Consider the following 18,825-nt stretch of genomic DNA (forward strand, 5'->3'; position numbering starts at 1 on the left):
AAAAAAAAGCGGCTTTAATTGCCGCTTTTTTTTATAGTAATAATTGAAAGAAAAAAGTAAATTTGCAGCTCAACACAACACAAACCACCCGATTATGATTCTTTTCTTCGGAAACTCTTCAAAAACGGTTTATACCGTACAAACACAACAAAAATTACAAGAGGACGCCATACAAAAACTCAATTGGCTTTTTGGTGACGCTCAACAAATCAATAAAGAATCTTTAAAAGGAGATTTTATAGGTCCTCGTGCAGCGATGATTACTCCTTGGAGTACAAATGCGGTAGAGATCACTCAAAATATGGGAATCGAAGGCATTCTACGTATTGAAGAATTTCATGAAGTAGAAAAAGACTTTACTGATTTTGATCCTATGCTTTCTCAAAAATATCACGAACTACATCAAGATATTTTTGATATTCATATACAACCCGAAGAAATTAAAAGTATTGATGATATTAGTGCTTACAACCAACAAGAAGGTTTAGCGTTAAATGAAGAAGAGGTAAAATACCTTGAAGAACTATCAGAAAAATTAGGAAGAAAGCTAACCGACTCAGAAGTTTTCGGATTTTCTCAGGTTAATTCAGAACATTGCCGGCATAAGATTTTTAATGGAAAATTTGTGATTGACGGGGAAGAAAAACCCTCATCACTTTTTAAACTTATTAGAAAAACTTCAGAAAAACATCCTAACGAAATTGTTTCGGCTTATAAAGATAATGTAGCTTTCATCAACGGACCTAGAGTAGAGCAATTTGCTCCAAAATCGGCCGACAAGCCAGATTATTACCAAAATAAAGATTACGATTCTGTGATTTCTATTAAAGCAGAAACACACAACTTCCCTACTACTGTAGAACCATTTAACGGAGCTGCAACTGGAAGCGGGGGAGAAATTAGAGACCGTCTTGCAGGTGGTAAAGGTTCTTTACCATTAGCAGGAACTGCTGTTTATATGACTTCTTACAGTCGTCTTAATGAAGACAGACCTTGGGAGAAAGGAATGCAAGAACGCAAATGGCTATATCAAACTCCTATGGATATCCTTATTAAAGCTTCTAATGGAGCTTCAGATTTTGGAAATAAATTCGGTCAGCCTCTTATTACGGGATCTGTTCTTACCTTCGAACATACCGAGAATGATCGCGACTTAGGTTTTGATAAAGTGATTATGCTCGCAGGCGGAATTGGCTACGGAAAAAAAGACCAAGCTTTAAAAGATGTTCCTAAGAAAGAGGATCAAATTGTTATTCTTGGAGGTGAAAATTATAGAATTGGAATGGGAGGAGCTGCAGTTTCTTCTGCAGATACAGGAGAATTTAGCAGTGGTATAGAGCTTAACGCTATACAACGTTCTAACCCAGAAATGCAAAAACGTGCCGCCAATGCAATTCGCGGAATGGTAGAAGCAGATGAAAACCCTATTGTTTCTATTCACGATCATGGCGCTGGAGGTCACTTAAATTGTCTAAGTGAATTGGTAGAAGAAACAGGAGGAAAAATAGATCTAGACCAATTACCTGTAGGTGATCCTACGCTTTCTGCTAAAGAAATTATTGGGAATGAATCTCAAGAACGTATGGGATTAGTGATTGGGAAAGATCAAATTGCTACCCTAAAAAGAGTAGCAGATAGAGAACGTTCTCCTATGTATCAAGTAGGTGAAGTTACGAATGATAATAGATTTACGTTTGAAGGAAGCACTTCTAAACAAAAACCTATGGATTTGGCTCTAGCCGATATGTTTGGTAGTTCGCCTCAAACCATTATGAACGACAAAACCGTTCAACAAAATTATTCTGCTTTAGAATATAAGACAGATAAAATTTACGATTACGTAAAACAAGTATTACAATTAGAAGCTGTTGCTTGTAAAGATTGGCTAACCAATAAAGTGGACCGTTGTGTCTCAGGAAGGGTTGCCAAACAACAAAATGTAGGACCTCTACAATTACCTTTAAACAATGTAGGTGTAATGGCCTTAGATTATAATGGAAATCAAGGGGTGGCTACTTCTATTGGACACTCCCCTATTTCTGGATTGGTAGATCCGGTTGCGGGAGCTAAAAACTCAATAGCTGAGTCATTGACTAATTTAGTTTGGGCACCATTAGAAAAAGGATTAAAATCAGTATCACTTTCTGCCAACTGGATGTGGCCTTGTAATAATGAAGGTGAAGACGCGCGCTTATATGAAGCTGTTAAAGGAGTCTCAGATTTTGCTATAAATTTAGGAATTAACATCCCTACAGGGAAAGATTCTTTATCGATGAAGCAAAAATATCCAGATAAAGAGGTAATTTCTCCGGGTACAGTGATTATTTCCGCAGCAGCGAATTGTAATCAAATCACCAAAGTAGTAGAACCAGTCTTACAAAAAAATGGCGGTGACATTTATTACATCAACTTATCTCAAGATAATTTTAAATTAGGAGGTTCTTCTTTTGCTCAAATTTTAAATAAAGTGGGGACTGAAGTTCCTATGATTAAAGATGATGAGCAATTTGCCAAGACCTTTAATGCAATACAAAAATTAATTAAAGAAGATCATATTTTAGCTGGACACGATGTTGCTTCAGGAGGATTGATCACTACTTTGTTAGAAATGTGCTTTGCTGATGTAGATCTAGGTGCTACTATAGATTTAAGCGCTTTAAATGAAAAAGACTCTGCTAAAGTATTATTTAATGAAAATAGCGGAATTGTATTTCAGACTAAAGACGCTTCCGCGGAAGCAATATTAGAAGAGCTTAACGTTTCATTTTTCAAGGTAGGAGAAGTAACTACTAAAGGAAGCTTAGAAATCACCAACCAAACCGATAAGTTTGAGTTTGATATTGCCACTTATCGTGATGCTTGGTTTGAAACTTCTTATTTATTAGACCAGAAACAAAGCGGAGAAACTAAGGCAAAAGAGCGTTTTGATAATTATAAAAAACAACCTCTTTCTTATCAATTCCCTAAAGATTTTACAGGGAAACTACCTGTAATTGATTCGGGTAAACCGAAAATAAAAGCGGCAATTATTAGAGAGAAAGGATCTAACTCTGAGCGTGAAATGGCTCGTGCTATGCACCTTGCTGGCTTTGACGTAAAAGATGTTCATATGACCGATTTAATTACAGGTCGGGAAAATCTAGAAGACATTCAATTTATTGCGGCTGTAGGTGGTTTCTCAAATTCAGATGTTTTAGGAAGTGCTAAAGGTTGGGCTGGTGCATTTTTATATAATGAAAAGGCTAATATCGCTCTCAAAAAATTCTTTGATAGAGAAGATACGCTTTCATTAGGAGTATGTAACGGTTGTCAATTATTTATAGAATTAGGCTTAATTAACCCAGATCATACCGAAAAGCCTAAAATGCTTCACAATGATTCTCATAAATTTGAATGTAATTTTACATCGGTAGAAATTAAAGAGAATAAATCTATTATGTTATCTGATCTTTCCGGAAGTAAACTAGGAATTTGGGCAGCTCACGGTGAAGGAAAGTTTAGCTTCCCTTATGGAGAAGAAAAGTATAATATTGTGGGTAAATATGGCTACGAGAATTATCCTGCCAACCCAAATGGCTCAGATTTTAATACCGCTATGTTAACAGACGATACGGGAAGACATTTAGTGATGATGCCGCACTTAGAGCGTTCTACTTTTACATGGAATTGGGCTAACTACCCTAAAGATCGTAATGATGAAGTTACACCTTGGTTAGAAGCCTTTGTAAATGCACGCAAGTGGCTAGAAAACAAATAAGGTAAAATTTATATTTTTTAGAAAAGCTTGAAGTTTTTCAACTTCAAGCTTTTTTGTTTTAGTCAATTCTAGAAGTGTTTTTTTTTAACCTAAATATTAGAATTTATGTGGTTTTTATGAGATTAGATTCTACACAATTGTAGAAAATTTCTACACATTATAAAACCGATCCTTTAGAATAGTATTGTTTATCAAGGTTTAAGCTCGTGGCATCAATATTGGCTTATGAGAAGTAAACCAAAAAAACGAATATGAGCAATACAGCAAGAAAATACTCAGCAATTGAATCTCACGATTTTTTAAACTCTCAAAATAAATCATTACCAGATAATGATAAGTCAAATTCAACCAAGTTATTAATTCTTGCAGGAACGTTTCTGCTATTAGTTAGCGCTGTAGTGGTTACTTTTTTATTTTACCCATATTTCGAAGCGATTCATTTAGAAAGAATGAACAATGCTTGGGGTAAAGCTTTGAGAATAGGTGGTATTGCTTTGTTAGCAACGCATATTGGTTTTTTAGTATATCTAATTGTTTTATATTTTAAATATAAAGTAGTTGAATCTGTTTCAGATGAAGAATTACCAAATTGTACCATTATCGTACCTGCCTATAATGAGGGTAAACTGGTATGGAAAACACTTATTAGTTTAGCTGAAAGCAATTACCCTGAAGAAAAAATTCAATTAATTTCTATCGATGATGGTAGTAAAGATGATACATGGGAATGGATGAAAAAAGCCAAAGAGCAATTAGGCGATCGTTTAGCTATCTATCAACAACCTGAAAATAAAGGAAAAAGACACGCTCTTTACCGCGGATTTCATTTAGCTACAGGAGATGTGTTTATTACTGTGGACAGTGATTCTATCGTAAAAAAAGACACTTTGAGAAATATGGCTAGTCCGTTTGTGAATAATGAAGAATGTGGAGCTGTGGCTGGAAATGTAAGAGTCCTAAACAATAAAAAAGCTCTTATTCCAAAAATGCTGAATGTTAGTTTTGCTTTTAGTTTTGAATTTGTTAGATCTGCACAAAGTGTATTAGGATCGGTTTTATGTACACCTGGTGCTCTTGCTGCATATCGTAAAGATGCTGTTTTAAACTGTTTACCAGAATGGATCAATCAAACCTTTAACGGTCAACCTTCAGATATTGGCGAAGACAGAGCGATGACCAATATGATTTTAAAACAAGGTTATAAAGTATTGTTTCAAAGAAATGCTTTCGTATATACTAATATTCCTGAGCGATACAAAAACCTATACAAAATGTTTATCCGTTGGGAAAGAAGTAATGTAAGAGAGAATATTGCGATGAGTAGATTTGCTTTTGGAGATTTTAGAAAAGGACCTAAGACAGGAACCAGAATATTATTATTAAACCAGTGGTCTAAGATTTTATTGTCTTACCCAATGGTGTTATTAATGTTGTTCTTTATTGTTACTTATCCCTTATTATTTATTACCTCAGCTTTAGTCAGTATACTTGTGTTTTCAAGTTTTCAAGCTTTATTTTATGCTAAGAAGCACACGGTAATTGAATCTTTTTGGGCATATCCTTATAGTTTATTTTACACATTTACTTTATTTTGGATAACTCCTTATGCTATCGCAACTGCAAGTAGAAGTGGATGGTTAACAAGAGAATTACCTAAAACAAAAGCTACTTTCGTTACCCCAAAGGCTTAAAAAGGAGGTTTTATTTATAAATTGAGTTATATATTTTATTAATATTTAACTGTGCGACAAATATTTATCTTATAAATAAATAGTTTTTATAAAAATTTAATAGAAAAAGAGGAGTTATTTTTATATTTTGCATAATAATAACTCCTTTTTCTTATGACAGAAGTAAAACGCCTTTTTGACTTTCCATACTATCAATTAGAGAATTTCAAACTACAAAAATCACTGGTAACCAAGTACGGAAACGAATGGATTGCCACTTCTACGGAAGAATATATCAACAAAGCCAATAAAATTAGTAGAGCTTTATTACGTTTAGGCGTTAATAAGAAAGATAATATAGCCATCATTTCTACCAGCAATCGCACAGAGTGGAATATTATGGATATTGGTATTTTGCAAACAGGTGCACAAGATGTTCCTATTTACCCTACTATTTCTGAAGAAGAGTACGCCTATGTTCTAAATCATAGTGAATCTATATACTGTTTTGTTTCAGATAAAGAAGTTTTAGAGAAAGTAAATAGAATTAAAAATCAAGTCCCTTCATTAAAGGAGGTCTATAGTTTTGATGATATTGAGGGGGCCAAAAGCTGGAAAGAGTTACTTGAATTAGGAGAAGATGACAGTAATCAAAAAGAAGTAGAAGATATTAAATCTCAAATTTCTGAAGATGATTTAGCTACCATCATTTATACTTCTGGTACTACAGGAAAACCTAAAGGAGTGATGTTATCTCACAAAAATATAGTGAGTAACGCTGTAAATAGTGCCACTAGACTTCCGCTAGAGGAAAAAGAAAGTGTTGCTATTAGCTTTCTACCCGTGTGTCATATTTATGAACGCATGTTACTTTATATGTATCAATACACCGGAGTAAGCATCTATTTTGCTGAATCTATAGATAAAATCAGTGAAAATTTAAAAGAGGTTAAACCTGATGTCATGTCTGCAGTTCCTAGACTCTTAGAAAAAGTATATGATAAGATTATTGCTAAAGGGACCGCTTTAGAAGGGATTAAAAAGAAATTATTTTACTGGGCGGTAGAATTAGGATTAGAATGGGAACCCTACGGACAAAATGGTTGGTGGTATGAAACTAAGCTCAAAGTGGCACGTAAATTAATTTTCAGCAAATGGCAAGAAGCCCTTGGCGGAAATTTAGGAGTAATTGCCTCTGGTAGTGCTGCGCTTCAACCTCGACTAGCACGTGTATTTAATGCAGCTGGAATCGGTGTAATGGAAGGTTACGGTCTTACAGAAACATCGCCTGTTATAGCGGTTAATGATATGCGTCATAAAGGGTTTAAAGTAGGGACTGTTGGTAAACCTCTTCCAGAAACTGAAGTTAAAATTGCGGAAGATGGAGAAATTCTAATCAAGGGACCTCAGGTGATGATTGGTTATTACAAAGATCAAGAAAAAACTGATGAAGTCTTAAAAAATAATTATTTTCATACAGGTGATATTGGCGAAGTTGACAACGAAGGTTTCCTAAAAATTACCGATCGTAAAAAAGAAATGTTTAAAACATCTGGTGGAAAATATGTAGCTCCACAAATGATTGAGAACACGATGAAACAATCTCGTTTTATCGAACAAATTATGGTGATTGGTGAAGGTCAAAAAATGCCTGCAGCTTTAATTCAACCAAATTTTGAATTTATTGAAGATTGGGCTAGCAGAAAAAACATAGATATTGGTTCATCTACAGAAGAATTATGTAACTCTAATGAGGTTATTAATAGAATTCAAAGAGAAGTAGATTTCTACAATGAACGATTTGGAAAATGGGAAAGAGTTAAAAAATTCGAATTAACTCCCGATGTGTGGTCTGTAGATGATAACCACCTTACTCCTACTATGAAAATGAAGAGAAAGGTAATTAAGGAGAAATATTTAGACCTATACAATAAAATTTATGAGGTTCAATCATAGGTAATTTAAAACTTCAATAAAAAGCTCTAGATAAACTCTAGAGCTTTTTTTACTTAAAATTGCTCATCACATTTAGGCCTCCAATTTTTCTTCTTTTTTCTTATTTAAATACAAAGCTAAGCATTACTTTTCTTCTACTCTATAATTGCACAGTATATTCATATTTTCAGAAGTCTATTCTTTTAATATAAATTACAAAAAACGTTTTATTGTTTATTTATTCCTATATTTATATTCATTATAAACCTATTTTCTGTTAAAACTTTTCTTTTTCTACACTTCCCTATAAAATTTAACACGATAACATTATGCGTGCATAATAAAATTCATTATATTTGAATGACAAGTATAATATATGAAAGAAAAAACAATAGATTATGTACTAAGAGCTACTTGGATTGCAGTTGCTAAAATGTATAATGAAGAAGCAAGCAGAAAAGGTAGCACTATGGCTACAGGATTTGCCTTACTGAATATAGATCCAGATGAAGGTACTCCTTCTACTTCTTTGGGTCCAAAAATGGGAATGGAAGCAACAAGTTTGTCTAGAACCTTAAGGACTATGGAAGATAAAGGCTTAATTACTAGACAACGAAACCCAGAAGATGGGAGAAGTGTTATCATCCAGTTGACTGAATTTGGACGAGAAATGAGAGCTTTTTCTAAAGAAGTAGTTCTCACTTTTGATGAAGCTGTGAATGAAGTTATTCCGCAAGAAGATCTTAAAACTTTTAATCGCGTAGCCAATACAATCATGGAATTAATCAACAACAAAAAAATTTATAAATCAGAAACTCCTGTAAAATAATTATGAAAAGAAACATTAATAAAGTAGCTGTCATAGGATCAGGAATTATGGGAAGCGGTATCGCTTGTCATTTCGCCAATATTGGTGTAGAAGTCCTGTTACTAGACATTGTACCTAGAGAATTAAATGATAAAGAAAAGAAAAAAGGTTTAAGCCTAGAAGATAAGACGGTAAGAAACAGGATTGTAAACGAAGCCCTACAAGCTTCTTTAAAATCAAAGCCTTCTCCAATATATCATCAAAAATTCGCAAATAGAATTACTACAGGTAACTTAGAAGATGACATTCATAAAGTTTCTGAAGTCGATTGGATTATAGAGGTTGTTGTAGAAAGATTAGATATTAAAAAACAGGTTTTTGATAACTTAGAAAAGCATCGTAAACCTGGAACCTTAATCACTTCGAACACTTCTGGTATCCCAATTAAATTTATGAATGAAGGTAGAAGTGAAGATTTTCAAAAACACTTTTGCGGAACTCACTTTTTTAATCCGCCAAGATACTTAAGATTATTTGAGATCATACCTGGACCTAATACTTCTCCTGATGTATTGGAATTCTTAAATGACTACGGAAAAAAATTCCTAGGAAAAAAATCTGTAGTAGCGAAAGACACCCCCGCATTTATTGGAAATAGAGTTGGTATTTTTAGTATTATGAGCCTTTTCCATATGGTAAAAGATATGGATATGACTATTGAAGAAGTTGATAAACTTACAGGACCAGTAATTGGTAGACAAAAATCAGCCACTTTCCGTACGGTTGATGTGGTTGGTTTAGATACGCTAGTTCACGTCGCCAATGGTCTTTATGAAAATGTACCCGATGATGAGCAGCACGATCTCTTTAAGTTGCCTGGTTTCATAGATACGATGATGGAGAACAAATGGCTCGGAAGCAAATCGGGACAGGGTTTCTATAAAAAAGAAAAAAAGAAAGATGGTTCTAGCGAAATAAAATCTCTAGATCTAAACACTTTAGAATATAGAGAAAGAAAAAGTGCATCATTCGCTACGTTAGAACTCACTAAAACAATTGATAATGTAAGCGATCGTTTTGAAGTTCTTATTAAAGGAAAAGATAAAGCAGGAGAATTCTACCGTAAGAACTTTTCTGCTCTTTTTGCTTATGTATCTAATCGTATTCCAGAAATATCAGATGAGCTTTACAAAATAGATGATGCTATGAAAGCTGGTTTTGGATGGGAACACGGTCCTTTTCAGATTTGGGATGCAATTGGCGTAGAGAAAGGAATCGAAATGATGAAAGAGCAAGGCTACGAACCTGCAGCCTGGGTAAATGAAATGCTAGAAACTGGTAGCAAGTCTTTTTATTCCGTAAAGGAGGGTAACACTTACTATTACGATATTCCTCAAAAAGAACAAGTAAAAGTCCCTGGACAAGATGCTTTTATCATTCTAGATAATATTAGAGAATCTAAAGAGGTTTTCAAAAACAGTGGTGTTGTTGTAGAAGATTTAGGAGACGGAATCTTAAACGTAGAATTCCGCAGTAAAATGAATTCAATTGGAGGCGATGTTCTTGACGGAATTAACAAAGCCATCGATATAGCCGAAAAAGATTATCAAGGTTTAGTGGTTGCCAACGACGGACAAAATTTCTCTGTAGGTGCCAATATTGGGATGATTTTTATGATGGCTGTAGAGCAAGAATATGATGAGCTCAATATGGCGATTAAATACTTCCAGGATACGATGATGCGTATGCGCTATTCCTCGATACCAACCGTAGCGGCTCCTCACAATATGACTTTAGGAGGTGGCTGTGAACTTTCGCTTCACGCGGATAAAGTTGTAGCCCATGCCGAAACTTATATTGGCCTAGTAGAATTTGGTGTTGGTGTGATTCCTGGTGGTGGTGGTTCTAAAGAAATGACTGTTCGAGCTGCTGATACTTTTCAAAAAGATGATGTAGAACTTAATAGACTTAGAGAACATTTCTTAACTATTGGAATGGCTAAAGTATCCACCTCAGCATACGAAGCTTTTGACACGAATATTCTTCAAAAAGGAAAAGATATAATCGTAGTTAATAAGGAAAGGCAATTAGCTATGGCTAAAAAACACGCTTTACTAATGGCTGAAAATGGGTATACCAAACCAATCCACCGTACTGATATCAAAGTATTAGGAAAGCAAGCACTCGGAGCTTTTTATGTAGGTACAGACCAAATGTATGCTGGAAAATATATTAGTGAACACGATAAAAAAATCGCTAATAAATTGGCTTATGTAATGGCAGGAGGAGATTTATCTGCTGCAACAAAAGTAAGTGAGCAATATTTATTAGATCTAGAACGGGAAGCTTTCTTATCGCTAACGGGAGAAAGAAAAACCTTAGAGAGATTACAACATATGTTGAAAAAAGGGAAACCGCTTAGAAATTAATGTTTAAAGTAGACTATTGAAAAAATGACTTAAGATAATTAATATTATGGCTGCAAATCATAACTTTAGAAAATTGATGATCTGGACGGAAGCTATAGAATTAGTCAAAGAAACTTATTCTATAACTAAAAAATTCCCTAAAACAGAAACATATTCACTTATAAGTCAAATTCAACGTTCTGCAGTTTCCATTCCCTCTAATATTGCTGAGGGAACAAGTAAAAGTACTAATAAGCATTTTTTACAATATTTAGAAACCGCTTTGGGTTCAGCTTTTGAGTGGGAAACACAATTAATTATCGCATTTGAAATTAATTATATTTCAGAAAATACATTTAAACATTTAGAAAATAAAATTCAATTAATTCAAGGGATGATTACAAGATTTATGGAAAAGATAAAGAACTCATAACAGGAGAAAATCTTATCTCATAAGTCCTATCATCTTAAGTCAAAAAATAAAACGATGAATAAAACCGCATATATAGTAAAAGCATATAGAACCGCCGTAGGAAAATCCTCTAGAGGAGTTTTTAGGTTCAAACGACCAGATGAATTAGCTGCAGAAACCATTCAGTATATGATGGAGCAGCTACCAGATTTTGACAAAACAAGAATCGATGATGTTATTGTAGGAAACGCGATGCCAGAAGCCGAACAAGGTCTAAATATGGGACGTCTTGTTTCTCTTATGGGATTAAAGACTGAAGATGTAGCAGGTGTAACTGTTAACCGTTACTGTGCCTCTGGATTAGAAACTATCGCCATCGCTTCAGCAAAAATACAAAGCGGTCAAGCCGAATGTATTATCGCTGGAGGAGTTGAAAGTATGAGTTACATCCCCATGGGAGGTTACAAACCAGTACCTGATTATAAAGTAGCGAAAGAGGGTAACGAAGATTATTATTGGGGAATGGGATTAACGGCAGAAGCTGTAGCCAACAAGTATAAAGTTTCTCGCGAAGATCAAGATGAATTTGCTTTTCAATCTCATCAAAAATCTTTAAAAGCTCAAGCCGAAGATCGTTTTCAAGATCAAATTGTACCCATTAACATAGACGAAACCTATGTCGAAGATGGAAAAAAGAAAACGCGTTCTTATACAGTAACTAAAGATGAAGGACCCCGTGCCGATACTTCTATAGAAGCATTAGCTAGACTTCGTCCTGTATTTGCTGAAGGCGGTAGCGTAACAGCCGGTAACTCCTCACAAACGAGTGATGGTGCTGCTTTTACTCTAGTAATGAGTGAAGCAATGGTAAAAGAACTCAAGCTAGAACCTATTGCAAGATTGGTAAGTTTTACAGCAGTAGGTGTTGAACCAAGAATTATGGGGATCGGACCTGTAAAAGCCATTCCAAAAGCTTTAAAACAAGCTGGATTAAAATTAGACGACATGGAGCTTATTGAGTTGAATGAAGCATTTGCTTCTCAGTCATTAGCTGTAATTCGAGAATTAGGAATTAATACAGACCGACTTAACGTTAACGGAGGAGCCATTTCTATGGGACATCCCTTGGGTTGTACGGGAGCTAAACTTTCTGTTCAAATCTTTGATGAGATGCGTAAGCGTAATCTTCAAAATAAACACGCTATGGTTACCATGTGCGTAGGTACAGGACAAGGTGCAGCTGGAGTTTATGAATTCTTAAATTAAAAAACATAACACAATAACTAAATAAAAATGAGCACAGAAAATAAAAAAGATATCCTTCGCGGCGGACAGTTTCTTGTAAAGGAAACCAAATGTGAGGACGTTTTCACTCCAGAAGATTTTAATGAGGAGCAGAAAATGATGAAAGACTCGGTAAAAGAATTTGTTGACCGTGAAATTTGGCCAAAAAAAGAGGAATTCGAAAATAAGAATTATGACCTAACCGAGAAGGTAATGCGTAAAGCAGGAGAACTTGGTTTCTTAGGTATAGCAGTTCCCGAAGAATACGATGGTTTAGGGATGGGGTTTGTATCTACTATGTTGGTATGTGATTATATTTCTGGAGCAACAGGTTCTATCGCCACTGCTTTTGGAGCGCATACGGGGATAGGTACAATGCCTATTACATTATATGGTAACGAAGAACAAAAGAAAAAATACGTTCCTAAATTAGCGACTGGTGAGTGGTTTGGTGCTTATTGTTTAACAGAACCTGGAGCAGGTAGTGATGCTAATTCTGGTAAAACAAAAGCAGTACTTTCAGATGATGGTAAGTACTACAGTATTTCTGGCCAAAAAATGTGGATCTCTAATGCAGGGTTCGCTAACGTGTTTATTGTATTTGCCAGAATTGAAGATGATAAAAATATTACGGGTTTCATTGTAGAAAACGATAAAGAGAACGGAATTTCTTTTGGAGAGGAAGAAAAGAAGTTAGGAATTCACTCCTCTTCTACCCGACAAGTATTTTTTAACGAAACAAAAGTTCCGGTAGAAAATATGCTTTCAGAAAGAGGTAACGGTTTTAAAATTGCAATGAACGCCTTAAATGTTGGTAGAATCAAATTAGCTGCGGCTTGTTTAGATGCACAACGTAGAGTAACCGATAGCGCAGTTAAATATGCTAACGATCGTGTTCAATTTAAAACGTCTATTGCCAATTTTGGTGCGATTAAATATAAGTTAGCCGAAATGGCTACTTCTGCCTATGCAGGGGAGTCAGCATCTTACAGAGCTGCTAAAAATGTGGAAGATCGTATTGCTATCCGTCAAGCGGAAGGAAGCTCTCACGCTGAAGCGGAATTAAAAGGTGTAGAGGAATATGCTATAGAATGTTCTATATTAAAAGTAGCATGTTCAGAAGATATTCAAAACTGTAGTGATGAAGGAATACAAGTTTATGGTGGTATGGGATTCTCTGCAGATACCCCAATGGAGTCTGCTTGGAGAGATGCTCGTATTTCTAGAATTTACGAAGGAACCAACGAGATTAACAGAATGCTAGCCGTGGGAATGCTCGTTAAAAAAGCGATGAAAGGTCACGTAGATTTATTAGGTCCAGCTCAAGCTGTAGCTGATGAGTTAACAGGAATTCCTTCTTTCGACAAACCAGATTATTCTGAGTTGTTTGCTGAAGAAAAAGAGATGGTGGCCAATCTAAAGAAAGTATTCTTAATGGTGGCTGGTAGCGCAGTTCAAAAATTTGGACCAGATTTAGAAGAGCACCAACAGTTATTATTAGCTGCATCTGATATTCTTATTGAGGTTTATATGGCAGAATCTACCATCTTAAGAACCGAAAAGAATGCAAAAAGAAATGGTGAGGATTCTCAAAAAGAACAAATTGCGATGAGTAAACTTTACTTATACAATGCCGTAGATATCGTAACTCAAAAAGCAAAAGAAAGTATCGTTTCTTTCGCTACAGGTGATGAGCAGCGAATGATGTTAATGGGACTTAAGCGTTTTACAAAATATCAAAATATGCCTAATGTCGTAGCACTTAGAAATACGATTGCAGAAAAACTTACTTCAGAAAATGAATATTGTTTTTAAAAATTTAAGTTAGGTTAAGTTAGTTGAGAAAAGCCACATCACATAAGTAGATGTGGCTTTTTTTTATTTCAGGTGAAACCTTAAAAAGTGATTTCGCTTACTTCCGTAAAGGTGAACTCATCGTTAAATACTCCTAATTCATATTGCGTTAACTGTTCTTCCCCAATTAAAAAAAGTTCATTTTCTCTTATGATCAAATCAAATCCGGCAACGGGAATTGAAGAAACAAAATTTGGGTATTGAGGTTCTGATACATCTAAAATTCTGACAACATTTAAATCGGCTACCAGTAAATAATTTCCGTAAAGCCCTAATCCTATAGGCTGATTCATTTGTACTGTAGTTAATAATTCTGGATACAAAGGATTCTCTGTATTATAAATTTCTAATTGATTAATGTCTCCCTCACAAGCTGCATTGGTATGCAAAGTGACATACGTAAAGTCTCCCGATGAAACTACAGGATCACAACTTCTAATATGGCTTACCTCTGCTAATTGCAAAGGATTTTCTGGAGCTGAAATATCATAAATAAACATTCCTAGTCTGCTTCCCACATATAATTTATCACCTAAAGCGTATAAAGTTTCAATATCGAATCCTATATAGGTACTTCCCTTAAAAATAGGCTGATTGGGGTTGGTAATTTCAAAAACACTAAGCGATTCTTCTCCCACTGTATATAAATAATTTCCTGCAAGGGAAAATCTAGCTAAGCTCCCTCCTACTCCATCTCCTCCAAAATCTGCAGAATTATTGGTACTACTATTACTATCTGAGCTACATGAGGCTACTATAATAATTAAACAGAATAATATAATTTTTTTCATGATTTAGTTTTTAAGTTGATAATCTACAATGATTTCATTTTCAGGCACATTAAAATATGCCGCTGAAAATCCATCTGGAGAGTTTAAGCGTGGAAATACATTAGGAGACCTATTTACATTTTCTATAGAATTCGTATAAAAATTATATTCTATAGCTACTAAATCGACTAAATGATGAACATAAACGGTGTTTCCTCGAATGGCTAAGTCTGTTGCGCCTCTTACTTTCAAATAAGCTATGGGTTCTGGAGATTCAGCATTGGTATTATCATATAAATGGAAACCTTCTTCATTTTCATTTATTAAAATATACTCATCTTTTACGTAGATTTTACCTGCATCACTAATAGGCCTAGAAGCTTGAAGTTCTATGTCATTCTCAAAAATTAACCTAGATTGAGTTATAGGTTTATATAGACTTTCATGACTAGAAATGTCAGGAATGTCATCATCATTATTCCAATAAATACAAGATGAAAAGCAGATGGTAATAATAGAAAATAAAACAATTTTTATAGTTTTCATAAATTAGATAGGTTTAGTGAGTAGATGATTCATTTTAAAAAGGGTTGCTTCTTTCTTAAAATGTTTACATTAAATTAATATGATAAAACATAGATTTAACAAATTCCTAAGAATCTACTTTTTTAAAAGCTTGTAAATTACATTTCTATGAAGCATTCTTACATTTCTACCTTATTAGCAATCACTTTTGTTGTCTTTAGTATTCATATACAAGCACAGCAGGAAGAAGATTCTACTCATCTCGAAAAAACAAACCTCCCCAAAAAGGAAAGCGTTATTAATTCCGATAAGGAAAACTATAGGTCTAACCCTATAGAAGAATATAATGAAGCCTATTATGTTTTGGGAAGGTTAAATGAAAGTATTGGTTTACCTGCAAGTGAGTACAATTTGCAAACTCCCCAAGCTACTTTAGAACATTTTATTGCTCATGCTAGAAATGAAAAATATGAAGAAGCCGCTTATGCTCTCAATTTTAATTTATTTCCTAGCAACCTCTCAAAAAAAGACGCTGGTATTTTAGCTGAAAAATTATATTTTGTACTTAATCAAAGAGTAAAAATTAATTGGAGTGATTTATCGGATCGTCCCGATGGTCAAATAGATATAAGCACTACTACTAATCAAGCGGTTGCTGGTAAGCCTAGAAGAAGTATTGTTTTTGGTGAAATTGATTTAAACAATAAGGATGTTGTTTTAAGATTACAACGCGTAAAATTTAAAAATTATGGAGCCTTTTGGCTCATCTCTGCGAATACCGTAGAGAATATCGAACCTCTTTACGAGTTTTATGGTCCCAGAAAACTAGATAGAATGATGCCCGATTGGGCTCGGGTAGAGATACTAGGTATGCCTATTTGGAAACCTGTAGGCACTCTTATTTTAATATTATTATCTTACTTTTTAGGTAAGTGTCTTATATATGTGTTTAGGAAATTATTTTTAAAATCAGATAAAATATGGGTTAATAATATCTCTAACCGCTTATCTAAACCAGCAGGTATTACGTTTGGGATACTCATTTTTTACATTCTCTTAAATGAATTAATATCTTTTACCGGTTCTTTTGCAACAACTTTATACGCTATCCTTCTCATTATCGTCATAGGCTCTATTACTTGGTTAATCATGAGACTGATAGATTTTTTAATGGTGCACGTAGCCGAAAATAAAATTGGTGATACCAATCCCGAAGAAAACTCTGAAGCTAGAATGATGCTCACTTATATTTCTGTAGCTAGGAGAATTGTCACTTTTGTGGTTATCATTGTAGGGGCTAGTATTATATTATCACAGTTTAGATCATTAGAAAAATTAGGGATTTCTCTGTTGGCTTCCGCCGGAGTGGCCACCGTTATTTTGGGTATTGCTGCGCAAAGCACTTTAGGGAATATTATAGCGGGAATACAAATTGCAATTACAAGACCTGCAAGAATTGGTGACACCATAATTATTGAAGACGATTGGGGCTACGTAGAAGATATTCGGTTTACCTACATGGTGGTAAGAACTTGGGATTTACGCCGACTTATAGTTCCGCTTAAGTTTATCATATCTAATACATTCGAAAATTGGTCTATGACAAGCGCACACCAAATAAGACCTATTATGCTATATGCAGACTATAGAATTGATGTAGAGAAAGTCAGAAAAAAATTTAAAGAACTCTTAGAGCAAGAAGAAAGCTGGGATAAAGATCATCCTCCCGTTGTACAAGTGGTAGACGTTACCGAGAAAGCGATACAAATAAGAGCGCTTTGTAGTTCTAAAGATGCTACCCATACTTGGGATTTGCACTGCGTACTTAGAGAAAAATTAGTGAAATTTATTAGTGAACTAGAAGACGGTATGCACCTATCTAAATCTAGAGTGGTAATTAAAAACTCTCCCGAAAATGCAGAAAAATAGTTATTAATCTCCAACTGTTAAATCTTTAAGTTTTTAAACAAAAGTTTATCAATAGCTTAACTAGCATCTTAGTTTTTGAATAAAGCTAGTTTATATCTTTACAACAACAAAAAAAGCTATAAACTTAAAAACTAAAAAAGATTATGAAAGTAGGAAAATTGATTATTGGTTTAGTATCTGGAGCAGTTGCAGGTGCAGCTGCAGGATTATTGTTTGCACCTAAAAAAGGTTCAGAAACAAGAAAAGAAATTGCAGACTCTACAAATGATTATGTCAGCGGTGCTAAAAATAAAGTAGATAGTGTAAAAAACTCTTTAGAGCACAAGCTTGAATCTTTAAAAGCTAAAAAAAATGCTGCAACAGCTAATAACAAAGTAGAAGAAGCTGCTTATAACACCAAAGCAGATTTACACAAAGCTGTAAGCTAAAAATAAGTAATGTCAAAGCATAAAATTAAAGAAAACGCCTAATAAAATTGGCGTTTTTTTTATTTTAAATTGTTTCTACTGTGTTCCATTGCTGCACTACTATCCTTAAAATAACAAGTTTTGAAGCCACGCTTGTTCAGTTCTAATAGAATTTGTTTTACCTTCTCTTTTTTTCTTTTTTGAGTTTGTCTAATATAAATCGTGCTTATATTCTGAGGGAAAATCTTAGAAATATCTCTGTAGATATAAGGATCTTGTTGCGAATCATCTCCCAGTAGAATAAAATGAAGTTCTGGGTAAAACTCAACAATATGTCTTATTTTAAAAAATTTGTGATTATGATCTCCTCCTCCAGTACTCAGAAAATCTCGAAGTCCCGATTTTATTTCTTTTAACTTTAAAACAGCTTTAGGGAATTGGTGAATTTCAGTAAACTGAATAATAAAATTGTATAAATTCCATTCGCTACTGCTAACATAAAAAAAAGCATTATTCTTAGACCTTTCTTTTCTCCCCAATTGATTCAGCAATCTATAATGTTCCACCACATTATCAAATACTTTTCTTTTATTGACATTACGCGTTAACATGACATAAAGTTTCTTAAAGATGTTACCCGAATGAGAAACTAAAAAAGTATCATCAATATCAGAAATCACCCCATATTCTCCAGGGTAAGGTTTTACAAACTCCCCTACTTCTTCTTGTCTAGATTCATCATCAATAACTTCCACTTTAAAATTATGCCACCCAGGTTCAATATCATCTTCATACGGAATCATCATTCTAAAATGACCATCATCTAAAGTTTTCGTTTTTACCTCTAAGTTTCTAAATTTAAAAACTACACTTGCGTTACTTTCGGTTTTGATTCTAAAAATCCGCAAAACTTGCCAGGCGTGTTTGTACCACTTTTTATCTAGCTTAAAAACATCTGGCGCATCTTTTTCAAAGACGTGACCAAAGACCATAATTTTTCTTTCGTTTGCGTAACCTCTATATATTTTTAATGCTAATGCCATAAATTATAAAAACGATAACAGAT

Annotated in this window: 13 protein-coding genes; 10 read left to right on the forward strand and 3 right to left on the reverse strand. The window is 34.3% G+C overall.

The features are described from left to right. Window positions 1-94 precede the first annotated feature (94 nt). From purL to FT986_RS00440, 8 genes are all read left to right on the forward strand, one after another. Entirely contained in the window at window positions 95-3,757 is a 3,663-nt protein-coding gene (purL, locus tag FT986_RS00405) for a phosphoribosylformylglycinamidine synthase (RefSeq protein WP_147863318.1), read from the forward strand. 251 nt (window positions 3,758-4,008) lie between these two features. After that, window positions 4,009-5,448, forward strand: a complete 1,440-nt coding sequence (locus FT986_RS00410; RefSeq protein WP_147863319.1) for a glycosyltransferase family 2 protein — start codon at window positions 4,009-4,011, stop codon at window positions 5,446-5,448. 153 nt (window positions 5,449-5,601) lie between these two features. Further along, entirely contained in the window at window positions 5,602-7,383 is a 1,782-nt protein-coding gene (locus FT986_RS00415) for a long-chain fatty acid--CoA ligase (protein ID WP_147863320.1), read from the forward strand. A gap of 355 nt (window positions 7,384-7,738) precedes the next feature. Next, on the forward strand, window positions 7,739-8,191 hold the full coding sequence (locus FT986_RS00420; RefSeq protein WP_111541181.1) for a MarR family winged helix-turn-helix transcriptional regulator: 453 nt from the start codon (window positions 7,739-7,741) through the stop codon (window positions 8,189-8,191). A 2-nt stretch (window positions 8,192-8,193) separates the two neighbouring features. Beyond that, complete coding sequence (locus tag FT986_RS00425; RefSeq protein WP_147863321.1) at window positions 8,194-10,599, forward strand: 3-hydroxyacyl-CoA dehydrogenase/enoyl-CoA hydratase family protein; 2,406 nt, start codon at window positions 8,194-8,196, stop codon at window positions 10,597-10,599. Between the two features lie 46 nt (window positions 10,600-10,645). Continuing rightward, window positions 10,646-11,011 carry a four helix bundle protein gene (locus FT986_RS00430; protein ID WP_147863322.1) on the forward strand — a complete coding sequence of 122 codons (366 nt, stop codon included), beginning with the start codon at window positions 10,646-10,648 and terminating at the stop codon, window positions 11,009-11,011. Window positions 11,012-11,065: 54 nt separating this feature from the next. Then, the gene (locus FT986_RS00435; RefSeq protein WP_111541178.1) at window positions 11,066-12,256 is read left to right on the forward strand and encodes an acetyl-CoA C-acyltransferase; all 1,191 of its coding nucleotides are present in this window, start codon (window positions 11,066-11,068) and stop codon (window positions 12,254-12,256) included. A 27-nt stretch (window positions 12,257-12,283) separates the two neighbouring features. After that, the gene (locus FT986_RS00440; RefSeq protein ID WP_147863323.1) at window positions 12,284-14,089 is read left to right on the forward strand and encodes an acyl-CoA dehydrogenase family protein; all 1,806 of its coding nucleotides are present in this window, start codon (window positions 12,284-12,286) and stop codon (window positions 14,087-14,089) included. An 80-nt stretch (window positions 14,090-14,169) separates the two neighbouring features. Here FT986_RS00440 and FT986_RS00445 read toward each other — a convergent pair whose 3' ends face one another. Together FT986_RS00445 and FT986_RS00450 are read right to left on the reverse strand one after the other, a co-directional pair. Next, window positions 14,170-14,919, reverse strand: coding sequence for a hypothetical protein (locus FT986_RS00445; protein WP_147863324.1), 750 nt, complete (start codon window positions 14,917-14,919; stop codon window positions 14,170-14,172). 3 nt (window positions 14,920-14,922) lie between these two features. After that, window positions 14,923-15,444, reverse strand: a complete 522-nt coding sequence (locus tag FT986_RS00450) for a hypothetical protein (protein WP_147863325.1) — start codon at window positions 15,442-15,444, stop codon at window positions 14,923-14,925. A 147-nt stretch (window positions 15,445-15,591) separates the two neighbouring features. Between FT986_RS00450 and FT986_RS00455 the strand changes: the two genes are divergently transcribed. Together FT986_RS00455 and FT986_RS00460 are read left to right on the forward strand one after the other, a co-directional pair. Further along, complete coding sequence (locus FT986_RS00455; protein WP_147863326.1) at window positions 15,592-17,352, forward strand: mechanosensitive ion channel family protein; 1,761 nt, start codon at window positions 15,592-15,594, stop codon at window positions 17,350-17,352. Window positions 17,353-17,495: 143 nt separating this feature from the next. Further along, window positions 17,496-17,780 (forward strand): YtxH domain-containing protein, encoded by a 285-nt coding sequence (locus tag FT986_RS00460; RefSeq protein WP_147863327.1) that lies wholly within the window; start codon window positions 17,496-17,498, stop codon window positions 17,778-17,780. Between the two features lie 59 nt (window positions 17,781-17,839). Here FT986_RS00460 and FT986_RS00465 read toward each other — a convergent pair whose 3' ends face one another. After that, the gene (locus tag FT986_RS00465; RefSeq protein ID WP_147863328.1) at window positions 17,840-18,802 is read right to left on the reverse strand and encodes an App1 family protein; all 963 of its coding nucleotides are present in this window, start codon (window positions 18,800-18,802) and stop codon (window positions 17,840-17,842) included. Between the last annotated feature and the right edge of the window lie 23 nt (window positions 18,803-18,825).

Origin of the sequence: Mesonia sp. K4-1 (assembly GCF_008017825.1) — a bacterium.
Classification (GTDB): Bacteria; Bacteroidota; Bacteroidia; order Flavobacteriales; family Flavobacteriaceae; genus Mesonia.